The organism is Parasphingorhabdus sp. NYA22, assembly GCF_976973735.1.
This window is the reverse complement of sequence record NZ_OZ333477.1, coordinates 3,134,258-3,148,358: the sequence shown is the minus strand read 5'-3', so window position 1 is coordinate 3,148,358 and position 14,101 is coordinate 3,134,258. Positions and strand designations below refer to the sequence as shown.

General features: G+C 57.3%; 15 protein-coding genes. 9 read left to right on the top strand and 6 right to left on the bottom strand.

All coding sequences use genetic code 11. The features are described 5' to 3' along the window. The first annotated feature begins 61 nt into the window (after positions 1-61). Together ACWFTY_RS14980 and ACWFTY_RS14975 are read left to right on the top strand one after the other, a co-directional pair. Positions 62-2,053 (top strand): DEAD/DEAH box helicase, encoded by a 1,992-nt coding sequence (locus ACWFTY_RS14980; protein WP_447524979.1) that lies wholly within the window; start codon positions 62-64, stop codon positions 2,051-2,053. Between the two features lie 8 nt (positions 2,054-2,061). Further along, the gene (locus tag ACWFTY_RS14975; RefSeq protein ID WP_447524978.1) at positions 2,062-2,529 is read left to right on the top strand and encodes a YaiI/YqxD family protein; all 468 of its coding nucleotides are present in this window, start codon (positions 2,062-2,064) and stop codon (positions 2,527-2,529) included. Here the strand turns inward: ACWFTY_RS14975 and ACWFTY_RS14970 are convergent. Both ACWFTY_RS14970 and ACWFTY_RS14965 read right to left on the bottom strand, forming a co-directional pair. Then, on the bottom strand, positions 2,526-4,469 hold the full coding sequence (locus tag ACWFTY_RS14970) for a proprotein convertase P-domain-containing protein (protein WP_447524977.1): 1,944 nt from the start codon (positions 4,467-4,469) through the stop codon (positions 2,526-2,528). The genes ACWFTY_RS14975 and ACWFTY_RS14970 overlap by 4 nt on opposite strands. A gap of 115 nt (positions 4,470-4,584) precedes the next feature. Further along, positions 4,585-5,349, bottom strand: coding sequence for a 16S rRNA (uracil(1498)-N(3))-methyltransferase (locus ACWFTY_RS14965; protein ID WP_447524976.1), 765 nt, complete (start codon positions 5,347-5,349; stop codon positions 4,585-4,587). A gap of 164 nt (positions 5,350-5,513) precedes the next feature. Here ACWFTY_RS14965 and ubiA point away from each other — a divergent pair, with 164 nt between their 5' ends. The 4 genes from ubiA to ACWFTY_RS14945 all read left to right on the top strand — a co-directional run bounded on the left by ubiA (position 5,514) and on the right by ACWFTY_RS14945 (position 9,667). Continuing rightward, the gene (gene ubiA / locus ACWFTY_RS14960; protein ID WP_447524975.1) at positions 5,514-6,431 is read left to right on the top strand and encodes a 4-hydroxybenzoate octaprenyltransferase; all 918 of its coding nucleotides are present in this window, start codon (positions 5,514-5,516) and stop codon (positions 6,429-6,431) included. A 95-nt stretch (positions 6,432-6,526) separates the two neighbouring features. Then, positions 6,527-7,543: an aldo/keto reductase gene (locus ACWFTY_RS14955; protein ID WP_447524974.1), complete on the top strand. Its 1,017-nt coding sequence runs from the start codon at positions 6,527-6,529 to the stop codon at positions 7,541-7,543. Between the two features lie 30 nt (positions 7,544-7,573). Then, the gene (locus ACWFTY_RS14950; protein WP_447524973.1) at positions 7,574-8,509 is read left to right on the top strand and encodes an NAD(P)H-dependent flavin oxidoreductase; all 936 of its coding nucleotides are present in this window, start codon (positions 7,574-7,576) and stop codon (positions 8,507-8,509) included. 24 nt (positions 8,510-8,533) lie between these two features. Beyond that, positions 8,534-9,667 carry an NADH oxidase gene (locus ACWFTY_RS14945; RefSeq protein WP_447524972.1) on the top strand — a complete coding sequence of 378 codons (1,134 nt, stop codon included), beginning with the start codon at positions 8,534-8,536 and terminating at the stop codon, positions 9,665-9,667. A gap of 51 nt (positions 9,668-9,718) precedes the next feature. On the opposite strand, the gene ACWFTY_RS14940 is transcribed toward ACWFTY_RS14945, so the two are convergent. From ACWFTY_RS14940 to ACWFTY_RS14930, 3 genes are read right to left on the bottom strand one after another with little or no spacing between them, the layout of a single operon-like run. Further along, positions 9,719-10,846 carry an FG-GAP and VCBS repeat-containing protein gene (locus tag ACWFTY_RS14940; RefSeq protein ID WP_447524971.1) on the bottom strand — a complete coding sequence of 376 codons (1,128 nt, stop codon included), beginning with the start codon at positions 10,844-10,846 and terminating at the stop codon, positions 9,719-9,721. Between the two features lie 59 nt (positions 10,847-10,905). Beyond that, positions 10,906-11,298: a VOC family protein gene (locus tag ACWFTY_RS14935; protein ID WP_447524970.1), complete on the bottom strand. Its 393-nt coding sequence runs from the start codon at positions 11,296-11,298 to the stop codon at positions 10,906-10,908. Then, positions 11,295-11,696, bottom strand: coding sequence for a VOC family protein (locus tag ACWFTY_RS14930; protein WP_447524969.1), 402 nt, complete (start codon positions 11,694-11,696; stop codon positions 11,295-11,297). Before ACWFTY_RS14930 ends, ACWFTY_RS14935 begins: the two co-directional genes overlap by 4 nt. 272 nt (positions 11,697-11,968) lie before the next feature. On the opposite strand from ACWFTY_RS14930, the gene soxR reads away from it, so the two are divergent. From soxR to ACWFTY_RS14915, 3 genes are all read left to right on the top strand, one after another. Then, on the top strand, positions 11,969-12,412 hold the full coding sequence (gene soxR, locus ACWFTY_RS14925; RefSeq protein WP_447524968.1) for a redox-sensitive transcriptional activator SoxR: 444 nt from the start codon (positions 11,969-11,971) through the stop codon (positions 12,410-12,412). A 245-nt stretch (positions 12,413-12,657) separates the two neighbouring features. Beyond that, complete coding sequence (gntA, locus tag ACWFTY_RS14920) at positions 12,658-13,287, top strand: guanitoxin biosynthesis heme-dependent pre-guanitoxin N-hydroxylase GntA (RefSeq protein WP_447526912.1); 630 nt, start codon at positions 12,658-12,660, stop codon at positions 13,285-13,287. Then, positions 13,284-13,880, top strand: coding sequence for a DUF1989 domain-containing protein (locus ACWFTY_RS14915; RefSeq protein ID WP_447524967.1), 597 nt, complete (start codon positions 13,284-13,286; stop codon positions 13,878-13,880). Before gntA ends, ACWFTY_RS14915 begins: the two co-directional genes overlap by 4 nt. 14 nt (positions 13,881-13,894) lie before the next feature. Here the strand turns inward: ACWFTY_RS14915 and ACWFTY_RS14910 are convergent, their stop codons facing one another. Next, entirely contained in the window at positions 13,895-14,032 is a 138-nt protein-coding gene (locus ACWFTY_RS14910; RefSeq protein ID WP_447526911.1) for a BrnA antitoxin family protein, read from the bottom strand. Positions 14,033-14,101: the final 69 nt, after the last annotated feature.

Genomic DNA, 14,101 nt, shown 5'->3' with positions numbered 1-14,101 from the left:
TAAACCGCAGGCGACTGGCAGTTCCGCGCGGCTTTCACATTTGCCACGGAATACAGATATTATGCCTTTCACGAAATTATCCCCGCTTCTCGCCGAGGCGCTTGCGGCGCACGAATATGACAAGCCTACGCCGGTACAGGCCGCAGTGCTTGAACCAGAAGCGGATGGCCGCGACCTTATCGTATCCGCCCAGACCGGCTCCGGCAAGACCGTAGCCTTCGGTCTGGCAATGGCACCGCAATTGCTCGATGACAACGGGCGTTTCCCGTTTCTGGTCGAGCCGCTGGCTTTGGTCATTGCGCCAACCCGCGAACTTGCCCTGCAAGTGAGCCGCGAGCTAACCTGGCTATATCAACCAGCCGGTGCGCAGATCGCGACCTGCGTTGGCGGTATGGATGCTTCCAAGGAACGGCGTCAGCTGCGCCGCGGCGCGCATGTCATCGTCGGAACGCCTGGGCGTTTGCGCGACCATCTTGAACGTGGTGCGCTCGACCTCAAAAATCTGCGTGCAGCGGTTCTCGATGAAGCGGATGAAATGCTCGACATGGGCTTCCGCGAAGATCTCGAAGAAATTCTCGACGCAACGGGTGAGCAACGCCGGACATTGATGTTCTCGGCGACCATCCCGAAGCCGATTATCAATCTTGCCAAACGCTATCAGAATGACGCGCTGCGTATTTCCACCGTCGGTGAAGATCGCGGCCATGGTGACATTGCCTATCAGGCGATCACTGTCGCTCCGGCTGATACCGAAAATGCGGTGGTTAATCTGCTGCGCTTTCATGAAGCGGAATCAGCGATGCTGTTCTGCGGAACGCGCGAAGCGGTTCGTCGCCTTCATGCCAGCCTGGTCGATCGCGGTTTCAGTGCAGTGGCGCTGTCGGGTGAACACACCCAGAGCGAACGCAACCAGGCGATGCAGGCCTTGCGCAGCAAGCGCGCCCGCGTCTGTGTCGCAACCGACGTTGCTGCCCGTGGCCTCGATCTGCCGACCCTGAGCCTCGTTGTGCATGTCGACATGCCACGCGATGCCGAGACTTTGCAGCATCGCTCCGGTCGTACGGGTCGTGCCGGCAAAAAGGGTACGGCGGTTATCATCGTGCCTTACCAGCGGCGCAAGCGGGTTGAATCCATGCTGCGCGGCGCGAAGATCAACGCCGAATGGAAAGATGCTCCGACGCGCGCCGACATTCGCAAGAATGATGCCGAGCGTCTGATCGAAACATTGTTGCAGCCGGTCGAGATCGACGAAGATGATCTGGCATTGGCAAAACGCCTGATGGCAGAGAAAACGCCGGAAGAAATCGCAGCCATGCTGGTGCAATCGCACCGTGCGAAAATGCCGGCTCCGGAACAGATGCTCGATCGCGGCGCCCAGTCACAAGCCGCTCCAGGCGGTCCGCGTCCGGGATTTGAAGATACGGTCTGGTTCAAGATGAATGTCGGTCATAACCAGCGCGCTGATGCTCGCTGGCTGTTGCCGGTATTGTGCCGCCGTGGTCATATCACCAAGAATGAAATCGGCGCGATCCGGATCAACGGTGACGACACATTGTTCGAAATCCCGCGTCGTGTGGTCGACAAATTTACCGCTGCTATCGCTGAAAAGAGAGAATCCGGCGGAGATGATACCGATGATATCGTGATCACCCAGTTCGAAGGCAAGCCGCGCGATGAAGCCAAACGCAACCGCAAGGGCGGGCGCGGCGACAATGCCGGTGGCCAGCGCGATTACAGCAACGCCAGCAAGAAACATGGCGGCAAGCAGTTCGGCAAGAACAAGTTTGGTGACAAGAAATTTGGCGACAAGAAATTCGGTGACAAACCGGGTGGCGGCGGCAAGCCTTACCAGAAGCGCAAGCCGGAAGGCGAAGGCGGTTCTGGCGATGGCGGACCAAAGCGCGAATTTGGCGGTGGTTTCAAAAAGAAGTCCGATTTCAAGGGCGATCGCAAATCCGGTTCCGGTGGCAATTTCGGTGGTGGTAACAAGAAGCCACATCGCGGAAAACGTCCGTTTGAAGGCGGAAAACCGCGCGGACCCAAAGCCGACTGAACCAGTCGATGAGCGGCACCATTCAAATATTGGTTGATGCGGACGCCTGCCCGGTAAAGGAAGAGATTTACCGGGTGGCGGACCGTCATCAAGTGGCGGTGCTGATTGTCAGCAACAGCCCGTTTCGGGTGCCGGATCACCCGCTGGTCAGCCGCGTGGTGGTCAGCGATGCCTTTGATGCAGCCGACGACTATATTGCCGAACGAACCGGCTCGCACACCGTCGTGGTCACGTCCGATATATTGCTGGCAGATCGATGCGTGAAAGCGGGCGCTGCGGTGGTCGGATCGAATGGCAAGCCATTTACCGCCGACTCCATCGGAGCAGCCGTGGCAACGCGCGCGATCATGGCCGATTTGCGCGCCGGCATGGGCACCGAGAATATCGGTGGTCCGCCGCCGTTCAGCAAAGCGGATCGCTCCCGTTTCCTGTCGTCTCTCGATGAAATACTGGTGCGGCTGAAGCGTCTTGGCTAGTCTATCGTAACCTGAAAGGTGAGCGCAAAGCTGCTCCCCGGATTCAATGTTGCTGCGGTCGCCGTGATGGTTGAACCGGCAATGGATGCGCCATATGGGTTGCTCTCGTCCGCACCCGTTGCGTTATCATCTTCCTCCGTCGCAGCTGACCCACAATTGCTGCCGCTTCTCATACTGCCCGGAGTGTAGGTGAAGGGGCCGCTTAGCGTGTCGGTGGCCGTGACTGCATTCGCCGTCGCAGAACCCCCGTTGCTGATCAGGATACAATATTGGACGACAGCATCCGGAATGCGCTTCGGATTGGTCGTGCCGTTGACCGGATCGCTGATGATCGAGCTGATCTTTGTGACGCTCAGGGTTGTCGCCGGCCGGCAGAATTTGAAATCATGGATCGACATCGCCTGATTGCCCGATGCTGTCGGGGTGGTCGGCAGATGGTTGCCATAGGTTATGGAGACCGAGTCGACGGGCGAAGTGAAGGTCACGACCGCATTGCCGAACGGATCGGTTGCACCCGACGCGCCGTCGCCGATAATGGAATTGCCGCTTATATAATTGGCGGTATTGTTCGATAATGTCGGCAGGACGGTGGCGCCGTTATAGGTGCCTGTTACAGTGACCTTGTCGGTGAACTGGTTGGCAGCATAATCAATATCAAACATGGAGAATTGAAGGCCCGGCACGGCGGTTGGCAAGGTGAGGACAACCGTGCCGGAATGTGTTTCGTTGCCGTTATTCATGTATAAATAGAGTGCGCGCGTGCCCGATGCTCCGCCACCGCTGTTAGAGGTCGTGATTTCCGGAGTGCTGTTGGTGAATTCGTTCGGAGGTTGCGTTACGCCAAAACTGATGTCGCCCAGACCGGCGACGCTATAGCTATGGGCCAGAGAACCTCCAGGCGACCAGGTCGTCGGTGAGGCCCAGCTGAAATCCAGCTGATTGGATATGGGGCATATCGAGGTGAGAGAGGGCACGTAGCCGGCTATGCGTCCACCCGCAGTGAAGCTGACGCTGGCATAGTCATCTTCGCCGGTAACGCCGTTGTTCGGTGTCGAATCCGGATCATAAGCGGACGAGGCGCGAATTTGTGCGTTATTGGTGATCGTACCGGAGGTGGCCGTGATGTTCACATTCAGTTCGATCGTGATCGTCTGGTCCGGCGCGATCGCAGTCCCCAAGGTCCAGACTCCGCCACTATATGTGCCGGTGCCGGAAGTGCTGGTCAGACTGACGCCAGCGGGCAGGCTATCGCTCACTGTTACCCCGGTGGCGGTCAGTGCCGAAATCGCAGAGTTGGTTACCGATAAAGTATATCTCCCGCTATTGCTCGATGTTGCGCCGAAGGTTTTACTTAGCGAAAGATCTGCAAATGGCGGTGGCTGGGTAATATACAGGTCTGCGCGGCGGAATGATCCGGTGTCTACGCCTTGCTGATCGCAGATTTTGAGGGTCCAGGTCCCCAGGGCGTTTTGACCATCGAAGGCGGACAGGCTGCTTTGCGGCGTTCTCGTGCTGGCATATACCGGGGTCAAAGAGTCGTTGGAGGTATGAGCGGCGATGGTTCCGTCGGTGCCTTCATCGTCAAATTCGACGTTGAGATTATTGGCGCTGCCGCCGACATAATTCATCAGCGTGACGGTGGTGCCGCTTGGCGAAGTCAATGTGATTTCCAGATCGCGCCGGTACGTGTGATCGAGCAAGACGCCGATATCGACGTCACCGACAATATAGCTTGTGCCGACACTGAAAGTCCGGTTGACCGTCGCAGGGCAGGCGTTGTCCGGTATCGAAGCCGTGCTGCTATTGGAATAGCTATTGACCGTCTGAGCCGCGGCCTTTCCAGCCGGAAACAGCGCAATGGCGCACAGGCAAAGCAATCCCCACACCAATGTGTGGATAGTCAATCGGCTCTGGCCCCCGATAGATTTCCCCAAAAACATGGGCTTTCCCTATCCGCTATGGGCTAATTATTGGTTAACCACGCGAAAAGGATGTTAGGATTTTACAAGGATTTCAGGATGGTTACGTCGCTGGTGCGCGCAATAACAACGCCAACTAGGCCGAATTCCAGTCGCCCCAGCCCGCCATCCACAGGCTGATCGCCGCTAGCGCCGCCGTGTCGGCGCGCAATATTCTGGGGCCAAGCGATACCGGCACCGACTGGGGCAGGGCGCGGATCATCTCGTTTTCTGCATCGGAAAAGCCACCTTCTGGGCCGATCAGGATCGCCGCCGGACCAGCATGGGCGACCAGTGCCTTGCGGAAACTGCCTTCGCCGGCTTCATGGATGCGCTCGTCGGCGAAGAAAAGATGCCGGTCTGCGGGCCATTGTTCGAGCATATCGGTCAATTTTGTGATCGGATCGAGCGAGGGCAGGGCAGTGCGTTCGCATTGTTCCGCTGCCTCAATCATATGGGCGCGCAGCTTCTCCATCTTGATATTATGACTCTGGGTACGTTCGGTCTGCACCGGCATGATCCTGGCGACCCCCAGTTCGGTCGCTTTTTCGGCGATCCAGTTGAAGCGGTCTTTCTTTATCGGCGCGGTGCACAGCCAGAGATCGGGAACCGCTTCCCGGTCCCGTGTCTTGCCATCGATCATCAGGATCAAATCCCGTTTGCCCAGCGCCGTTACATGGGCAAGATATTCCCCGGTGCGGTCGTCGAACAGTTTGACGGGATCGCCCTGCTTGATCCGCATGACCTTGAGCAGATAATGGGCATGGCTGCCGTCGAGCCGGATTTCGGCGCCGTCGGACAGTTCGACATCGACGTAGAGACGCGGGGCGCTGTGCGGGGGGTAAGCGGGTGTGGCTGGCATGGGATAGTGTTTAGCGCCCGCTTTCATTCTCGTCATGCTGAATTTATTTCCGCATCTCTTTCGGAAGAATGCACATGTCCGATGGAGGTCCTGAAACAATTTCAGGATGACGAGTTGGAGAAGTTCAGGATGACGAGTTGGAGAAATCACGATATGCGACCATCATGTCCAACCAGCCAGTCCAAACCGTCCCCGATTCCGAACATAAGGGCATCATTGGCCTGCTGCCGAGCGCGGCCCGGCCTTTCGCCTTGCTCGCCCGTTTTGATCGCCCGATCGGCTGGTGGCTGCTATATTGGCCCTGCGCCTGGGGCATTGCCCTTGCCGGCGGTGCAATCGAGCGATGGGATCTTCTGCTCTGGCTGCTGCTTGGGTCGATCGCTATGCGCGGTGCGGGTTGTGTCTATAATGATATCGTCGACCGCGATCTTGATCGTCAGGTGGAGCGGACCCGTTCGCGGCCTCTGGCCAGCGGCGCGACATCGCTGAAAGCAGCGTGGATATGGCTCGGGATATTGTGCCTGATCGGGATGACTGTCTGGTTGCGGATCAACGGTCCCGCCAAGTTAGTGGCACTGGGCAGTCTCGCCCTGGTCGCGGCCTATCCGTTCATGAAGCGCATCACCTGGTGGCCGCAGGCCTGGCTGGGACTGGTGTTCAGCTGGGGCGCGCTGGTCGGCTGGCTGGCGATTATGCCGCAATTTCACTGGGCGATGCTGTTGCTCTATCTCGGATCGATTTTCTGGGTGATCGGCTTTGACACGATTTACGCGCTGCAGGATCGCGAGGATGACGCTCTGGTCGGCATCCGCTCGAGCGCGCTGCGGTTGGGCGACAATGTGCGTTTCGGCGTGCTGGTTTTCTATCTGATAGCGCTCACTAGCTGGGCTACGGCTTTCTGGATGCTGCGTCCGCAATGGCTTGGGCTTGTCGCTCTTCTGCCGGTCGCACTGCATTTCCTGTGGCAGCTAACGACGCTGAAAAGCGGCGATGGCGATGATGCGCTCAACAAATTCCGGTCCAATCGATACGCTGGCTTTCTGATGTTTCTTGCCTGTCTGGTTCTCGGGCAGGCCGGCTAGTCTTTAAAGAAATTGGATTGCGTTTCGCAACCTGCGCGAGTTATGATACTTAATCGCACAGTTAATCCAACGTCCTGCTTCCCGGAGACATTTGCATGAAAAAACGCCGCCTGGGCCGAAGCCCGATATATGTATCCGAAATCTGCATGGGAACGATGACCTTTGGCAGCGGCGCGGACGAAGCCATGTCGCACCGGATCATGGACGAGTCGGTCGAGGCCGGGATCAATTTTTTCGACACGGCGGAAAATTACCCCGTACCGCCCAAGCCGGAATGGGCAGGCGAGACCGAGAATATTGTCGGCCGCTGGATGAAGGGCAAGGATCGAGACAGTCTGATCATCGCGACCAAAGTATCCGGGCCCAGCCATGGTTGGATCGCCTCGGCCAAGCGCGCAGGGATGACGGCGATGGATCGCCACAATATCGTCAAGGCGCTGGATGAAAGCCTCAAGCGGCTGCAGACCGATTATATCGATCTCTACCAGACTCACTGGCCCGATCATGGCACTGCTTATGACGAGACCATGGAAGTGCTCGACGAGGAAATCCGCAAGGGCAAGATCCGAACCATCGGCTGCTCCAACGAAACCAGCTGGGGCCTGATGAAATCGCTGGAAGCATCGGAACGGCTGGGTGTTACCCGCTATTGCACCATTCAGAATAATTTCAGCATGAACAACCGCCGGTTCGAGGATGAACTGGCGCAAGTCTGCCTGCAGGAAGGGGTCAGCCTGATCCCATATTCGCCGCTCGGAGGCGGTGCCCTGTCCGGAAAATATAATGACGGGGCCATGCCCGAAGGCGCGCGTTTCTCGGCCTATCTCAAAATGGGTGGCAGACAGGCAAAAATGGCGGAACGTTTCGTCAATCCCAAGTCCGAGGAATCGACCAAGCGGTTCATGGCGATTGCCGATGAATTGGGCGTTGCGCCAGTGACGCTGGCGACCGCTTGGTCAAAGCAGCATGATTTTGTTGCTTCCACCATTGTCGGCGCGACCCACACCGATCAGCTTCCCGATATTTTCGCTGCCGCCGATCTGGTGCTCAGCGACGAGATCATGAAGCGCATCTACAAGATCAGCCGGGAAATCATGTATCCGATGGGATGAACGGCCGGCGATACTGAAGAAAGACGCTATATGAATCGTTTCCTCGAACATTGCGGCGCGAAATATCCGATCGTGCAGGCGCCGATGGGCTGGATCGCCCGGTCGCAGCTGGCTTCGGCAGTGTGCAACGCGGGCGGGCTGGGCATTATCGAGACCAGCTCGGGCGAGACCGAAAATTGCATGGCCGAGATCGAGAAGATGAAAGGCATGACCGATGCGCCATTCGGCGTGAACCTGCCGATCATGTTCCTCAAGGATCCGGCAATCCTGACCCGCGTCTGTGAGTCCGGCGTGAAATTTGTCACCACATCTGCGGGTAGCCCGCGCAAATTTGTCGGACCGCTGCAAGAGGCGGGGATCATCGTCTATCATGCCGTGCCGACCGTTGCTGCGGCAATGGGCTGTGTCGAGGCGGGCGTCGATGGTCTTGTCGTCGAAGGCGCAGAGGGCGGCGGCTTCAAAAATCCGGAGGAAGTCTCGACTTTGGTTCTGCTGCAGGCAATCCGCAGGCAGACCGATATCCCGATGGTCGCGGCTGGCGGGATCGTTGACGGGGCCGGCATGGCTGCTGCCTTTGCTCTGGGTGCGGAAGGTGTCCAGATGGGCACGCGCTTTGTGTCGAGCGCCGAGAGCCCAGTGCATCATAATTACAAGCAGGCGATACTGGATGCCACGGAAACAGGCACATATGTACTGAACAAGAAAGCCTCGCCTTGCATCAGAGCGCTGAAAACCGAACGGACTACGAAAATCTATGAAGACGGACTGATGCCCGCAGACACCTTCAAGGGCATCATGGATGTCTATTTCGGCGGCGATATGGAAGCGTCCGTCGGTCTGGCTGGACAATCTTCCGGTTTGATTGACGAGGTAAAAACTGCCAAACAGATAATCGATGAAACGGTGAGCGAGTTTTTCGAAATCACCGCCAGATTGGGCGCGCTAGCTGCCGCCAAAAGTTTCTAGAAACACAAGAGAGAGGAATTTTTAATGAGCCAATTTCCCGACGCAAAGCAATTATTCACCACCGTTACCGAAGACGGAAAGTCGATCCTTTCGATCGAGCCTTATGCTGTGCCCGAGCCGAAAGAGCATGAAGTCGTTGTCCAGATGGAAGCGGTGCCGATCAATCCTTCCGATCTCGGTCTGCTGACCGCCGCTGCCAATATGGATACAGCGCGCAGCGAAACCGTTGATGGCCACCCGGCACTGGTTGCCGACGTAGAGCCTGCGATGCAGCCTTTCTTCAAAGGACGCGCTGGCAAGAAACTCGCTGCCGGTAACGAAGGCGCTGGTACTGTCGTAGCGGCGGGATCATCCGATGCGGCGCAGGCGTTGATGGGCAAGACAGTCACCATCGTCGGTGGCGAAATGTATCGCACCCACCGGGTGATGCCAGCGGCGATGTGCGTCCCACTTCCCGAAGGCGCACCGGCGAAGGAAGGCGCTTCCTTGTTCGTCAATCCGATGACCGCCCAGGGTTTTGTCAACACCATGCGGGCTGAAGGACATGAAGCTCTGGTCCATACCGCAGCGGCTTCCAATCTAGGTCAGATGCTTGCCAAGCTTTGCCTCAAGGAAGGCGTACCGCTGGTTGCCATCGTTCGTTCCGATGCACAGAAGAAGATCCTCACCGACATCGGCCTGACCCACGTGATCGACAGCACCAAGAGTGATTTCATGGACCAGCTGATTGCTGCTCTTGCAGAAACCGGCGCGACGCTCGGCTTTGACGCAATTGGCGGCGGCAAGATGGCGAGCTATATCCTGACCGCGATGGAAAAAGCCGCTGCAGTGCGTGGCGCGGAATTCAGCGTCTATGGCTCGACCGTCAACAAGCAGGTCTATATCTACGGCCGTCTCGACACCGGCGAAACCATCCTCGGCGGCGGTCTCGGCCTCTACTGGGGCGTTGGTGGCTGGCTGCTCACCCCGCATCTCGAAAAGGTCGGCATGGAGCGGATGATCGAAATGCGCATGTATACCGTCGCCGAACGCAACGGTATTTTCCACAGCGATTATTCCAGCGAGATCAGCCTGATGGACATGATCAATCCGGACATTGCCAAGGGTTATGACAAGAAAGCGACCGGCGAGAAGGTGCTGGTTAATCCTAGCCTTTAAATTATCAGGCGCGTCATTGTCTCACCGGTTGAGACAATGACGCGCCACAACCTAGTTTTCCTGTTTCTTTACAGATCGGTTGAGAAGCACTTGGTTGGCGCTTCCGGAATTGGCAACAACAATGTCTGACAGCCCATCGCCATTCAGGTCGCCAGCCGCAACACCGTAGCTATCGGCTTCTTCGCCAATTCCCTGACGGCTGAAAATTCCCTTGCCATTATTCTGAAAAATTACGTTTCTTCCATCGCAGCCAGCGAACAGGTCGAGATCCCCATCCCCATCAAAGTCGATCGATGTTAGCGCTTGGATATGATCGCCGACAGTCCCAAAGGTCCACGGTTTCTGGAATGCCCCTTTCGGTGAGCCTTGATAGAGCAATAAACTGCCATCTGTATCGGCCAATACAATATCCGGATATTTGTCTCCGGTGAGTTCGGCGATAACGACTTGTCTGTGGTCGCCTTTGCTTTCAGCTAGGGGGAAAGGCAGGAAGCTTCCGGCCTGATTGAACATGATAACGCTTTCGGCATCATCACGTCTCGCGATCACCATGTCGATGTCGCCATCATCATCGAGATCCCCTGTTGCCAGCCCTGTCGACCCAAAGCCCGTATCTGGCAATGGTGCTCCGACATGGAACCCGCCATTGCCGTCACCCTTATAGATCATGTCCTGTCCGCGCCGGGTAGCGATTACGAGATCCAGAATATCGTCGCTATCAGCATCAAACATCGCGGCCGATCGAGCGTGCCCCTTGCTATCTTTGATTGCTGCGGAAAATACATATCTGCCGGTGCCGTCGTTCAGGTAAACAACCGCATCCAGCTTATCGCGCACGACAACGGCATCTATTGTCCCATTTCCGTCAACATCACCGGCCTGAATAGTGTAACTGGCGGATTTGGCGTTGCCGAGGTAATTGGCCTCCAGCATCCGCCCGTCTCCGCTATTCAAATAGATAAAATCCTGTTCCGCCCAATGTCGACCATTGGCCGTCAATATATCAAGGTCCCCGTCGCCATCGACATCGGCGAGGGTTACATCTGCGGTTCGGTTCTCTTCCAGATCAAATTGCCAAAAAGGATGATCGCGCAAGTCGATCCCCTCATCATTCGCAAGCGATGCGGATGGAGAACTCACGACCAATAGAATTGCGCAATATTTCTGATATTTGAGCATGATGTTCCCGATCCGTTACACAGAGATAGCAAGTTGCTGCCACAGGTGGTCCGGTAAGTCTATCCTTGCCCGCGGCCATATTCCACGACCTCAAACTCGATGCCGTTCCAGTCGAAAAAATAGAAACGCCGTCCGGGATCGTAATCGCCATGGCTGAACGGTTCGAGCCCGGCCGCGACGACCTTCGCCTCTACCGCATCCAGATCATCGACGATCACGCCGATATGGTTCATCGGCTCGCCCTTGTTGAAAATGGGGTTCGCCGCCCGAACGTCCGGGTTGGTGTAGAGCGCGATATATTGCTCATCCGTCCCGATGTGGATAGTGTGGCCATCCAACATTGATGGCCCCTCCCACCGGATATGCCAGCCAAATAGATCGTGCAGCAGGGCGGCGCTCCGGTGCGGGTCGCTGACCGTGATGTTGACGTGTTCCAGTTTTCCGTTGTTCATTTTTCATTTCCTTTCTCCGTTGTTGAATTGTCGATCCGCCAGGGCGGGAAGCGGCGATTGTTGCCGCCGTAGAACAGGCAGAGCGGATTGCCCGCCGGATCGCTAAGCCGCGCTTCGCGCCAGCCCCAGCTCTGGTCGGTGGGCCCGGTGTCGAAGGGGAGGCCTGCGGATTGCAGAGCTGCGACGGTTTCGCCGAGTTCGTCACATTCGAAGTAGATCATGGTGGTCGGCGCACCGATTTTCTCCACCGCCTGGATTGAGAAGGTCTCGCCGGTCGGTGTCTCGAACCGGGCGTAGCGGGGCGGGGAGTCGACGATCTGGGTGAGACCGAGCTGGCGGTAAAATGCTACCGACTGGTCATAATCGACACATCCCACGGTGACCTGATTGAGTTTCATTGTCTGTCTTCCTCGCAATATTGGCATCGCTTCATTGGAAGAATTGGAAGCATGTTTGCCGCGTTGCCGGCGGCTGTTCGAGCCCGCCAATTCTCCATGCTTGCGATTCGTACAACCTCAAGCTAAGTTGAGATCAAGCTATTATTTTCCTCCTCGTTGCGCAGCAATGGGGAGGTGGCAGTCCGGAGGGCTGACGGAGGGGTCCCTCCACCATCCTGCGGATGGTCCCCCTCCCCGTTGCTGCGCACAGGGAGGAAAGGAAGGAGACAAAAATGCCCGTAACCAAAGCTCTGACCATCGGAGGCCTCGCGGGTCGCACCGGCCTCTCGGTCTCTGCGATCCGCTTCTACGAGGAAAAGGGGCTGGTCGAACCCTTCCGCTCCAGTGGCGGGCAGCGACGCTTTCTGCGCTCGGACATCCGCCGGCTGAGCTTCGTCCTGATCGCGCAGCAATTGGGTCTGAGCATCGGTGAAATCCAGCGCCAGCTTGCCGAGCTACCCCATGGCCGGACACCGACCCAGGCCGACTGGACCCGGATCAGCAAGGCGATGCGCGGGGTGATTGATGCGCGGATTGCCGAGCTGGAACGCACCCGCGACCGGCTCGATGGCTGCATCGGCTGCGGCTGTCTGAGCCTGAAGAAATGCGCGCTGTATAATCCGGAGGACCGGGCGGGATTGAAGGGGCCGGGGCCGCGACTGGTATTGGGCGATTGAATTTGGCAGGCGCATTATTCCCGCGGATCACTATAGCAATGGTCAGCTGCGATCCGCGGCGCCAGTGAAAGAGGAAGCCCGAATTTGACCGCCGATCAAAATATGCGCCCATTTCGAACCGGTCTGGCCGGGGCCGGGAACGCTCTGTGCGTTCGCGCGTAAACACAGCCATGGAACATTCAATATTGTTAGACCGCAACGACAAAGCCAAGCGCGTGGACGAGCTCAAGGCCGCGATTGCATCGATGATTACAGAGCCGCAATTCCCTTGCGTTGGAGCCAAATCAGCCCTGGCGCGCGACAATCTCAAGGTGATTGCCGCGCACAGCCTGAACAGCAATTGGGACGATGTGGAAATCCATCGGGAACTGCTAGACTGGGCGCGGGATTATCGGTATTCAGCCGAGGGGCTGCGGAGCCTGGCCGTGATATTTGACGGGCCGACGGATATGACCGAAACCGAATTCGAAAGATCGCTTTGGGAGCGAATTCAGTCGCTGGCTGACAAGGATGCCTGGCTGGGCCAGACCTATGACGAGCGGGTCAGCGCCGATCCCGATGATCCGCATTTCTCGCTCAGCTTCGGCGGCGAGGCCTTTTTCGTAATCGGCCTGCATCCCAATGCATCGCGCCCTGCGCGCCGTTTTTCGCATCCGGTGCTGGTGTTCAATCTTCACGACCAGTTCGAACGGCTGCGGGAACATGGCAGCTATGACAAGATGCGCAAAACCATATTGGCGCGTGACGAAAAGCTGGCAGGAGACATCAATCCGATGCTGGCGAAATATGGCGAGTCCAGCGAAGCGCGCCAATATAGTGGCCGTCAGGTCGGCGATGACTGGCAATGCCCGTTTCAGGATCGGCGCAGCACATGAGCAGCTTCCGCATAGCGCCGCGTTCTGGTGTGGCGTTCCGGCTCAAGAAGGGCGAATATCTCGATGTGATCGATCCCGATGGCGGGCAGGTGTCTGATTTGCTTGCCTATAATGCCGATGACGTCCGGGAAGTTCTGTCGAACGGCCGGACATTCGATTATGAGGAAACCATCCGGCTGAGCGAGGGCAATCGCCTGTGGTCGAACCGCTCCAACCTGATGCTGGCCATTGTCGCGGACACGGTCGGGTCGCATGACTTCCTCCTGACGCCGTGCAGCGAGGACACGTTCAAGCATTTTTACCCAGACAAGCCTGTGCATCGCGGTTGCTTCGGCAATCTCGCTGAAGCGCTGGCCCCTTTTGGCGTCGAGCCGGACGCCATCCCGTGCGCATTCAATGTGTTCATGAATGTTCCGGTGGATCAGGCCACTGGTAAGCTGGAAGTCCTTCCGCCAACCAGCAAGGCCGGTGACCGGCTGCGACTGCGCGCGGAAATGGATCTGGTGATCGGACTCACTGCTTGCTCGGCCTATGCATCAAACGGCGGGACCTTCAAACCGATCGATTATAGGGTGTTGCAGAAAGGGGCGTAGCTCGCTTTGCGGGGTTAGAGGTTTAACGCCTTGCGCAATTCCTCGTTGATCCGCATCTGCCATCCCGCGCCTGCCGCTTTGAATGTCTCCAAGGCGATTTTATCCAGGCGCAAAGTCACCTGCTGTTTAGGGTTTTGCATTTCTTCATCGATTTCACCCGAAGCGCCTGCGATGGCTACAGCTCTGGCCTAAACTGCCAAATAGAATAATTTATGTGGTTA

Excerpts from the sequence above, each read along its gene's own strand:
- ACWFTY_RS14935 (WP_447524970.1), bottom strand. The coding sequence starts at position 11,298 with ATGAACAACGGAAAACTGGAACACGTCAACATCACGGTCAGCGACCCG.
- soxR (WP_447524968.1), top strand. The coding sequence starts at position 11,969 with ATGCCCGTAACCAAAGCTCTGACCATCGGAGGCCTCGCGGGTCGCACC.
- ACWFTY_RS14975 (WP_447524978.1), top strand. The coding sequence starts at position 2,062 with ATGAGCGGCACCATTCAAATATTGGTTGATGCGGACGCCTGCCCGGTA.
- ACWFTY_RS14955 (WP_447524974.1), top strand. The coding sequence starts at position 6,527 with ATGAAAAAACGCCGCCTGGGCCGAAGCCCGATATATGTATCCGAAATC.
- ACWFTY_RS14930 (WP_447524969.1), bottom strand. The coding sequence starts at position 11,696 with ATGAAACTCAATCAGGTCACCGTGGGATGTGTCGATTATGACCAGTCG.
- ACWFTY_RS14940 (WP_447524971.1), bottom strand. The coding sequence starts at position 10,846 with ATGCTCAAATATCAGAAATATTGCGCAATTCTATTGGTCGTGAGTTCT.
- ACWFTY_RS14970 (WP_447524977.1), bottom strand. The coding sequence starts at position 4,469 with ATGTTTTTGGGGAAATCTATCGGGGGCCAGAGCCGATTGACTATCCAC.
- ACWFTY_RS14980 (WP_447524979.1), top strand. The coding sequence starts at position 62 with ATGCCTTTCACGAAATTATCCCCGCTTCTCGCCGAGGCGCTTGCGGCG.
- ACWFTY_RS14945 (WP_447524972.1), top strand. The coding sequence starts at position 8,534 with ATGAGCCAATTTCCCGACGCAAAGCAATTATTCACCACCGTTACCGAA.
- ACWFTY_RS14965 (WP_447524976.1), bottom strand. The coding sequence starts at position 5,349 with ATGCCAGCCACACCCGCTTACCCCCCGCACAGCGCCCCGCGTCTCTAC.
- ACWFTY_RS14950 (WP_447524973.1), top strand. The coding sequence starts at position 7,574 with ATGAATCGTTTCCTCGAACATTGCGGCGCGAAATATCCGATCGTGCAG.
- gntA (WP_447526912.1), top strand. The coding sequence starts at position 12,658 with ATGATTACAGAGCCGCAATTCCCTTGCGTTGGAGCCAAATCAGCCCTG.
- ACWFTY_RS14915 (WP_447524967.1), top strand. The coding sequence starts at position 13,284 with ATGAGCAGCTTCCGCATAGCGCCGCGTTCTGGTGTGGCGTTCCGGCTC.
- ubiA (WP_447524975.1), top strand. The coding sequence starts at position 5,514 with ATGTCCAACCAGCCAGTCCAAACCGTCCCCGATTCCGAACATAAGGGC.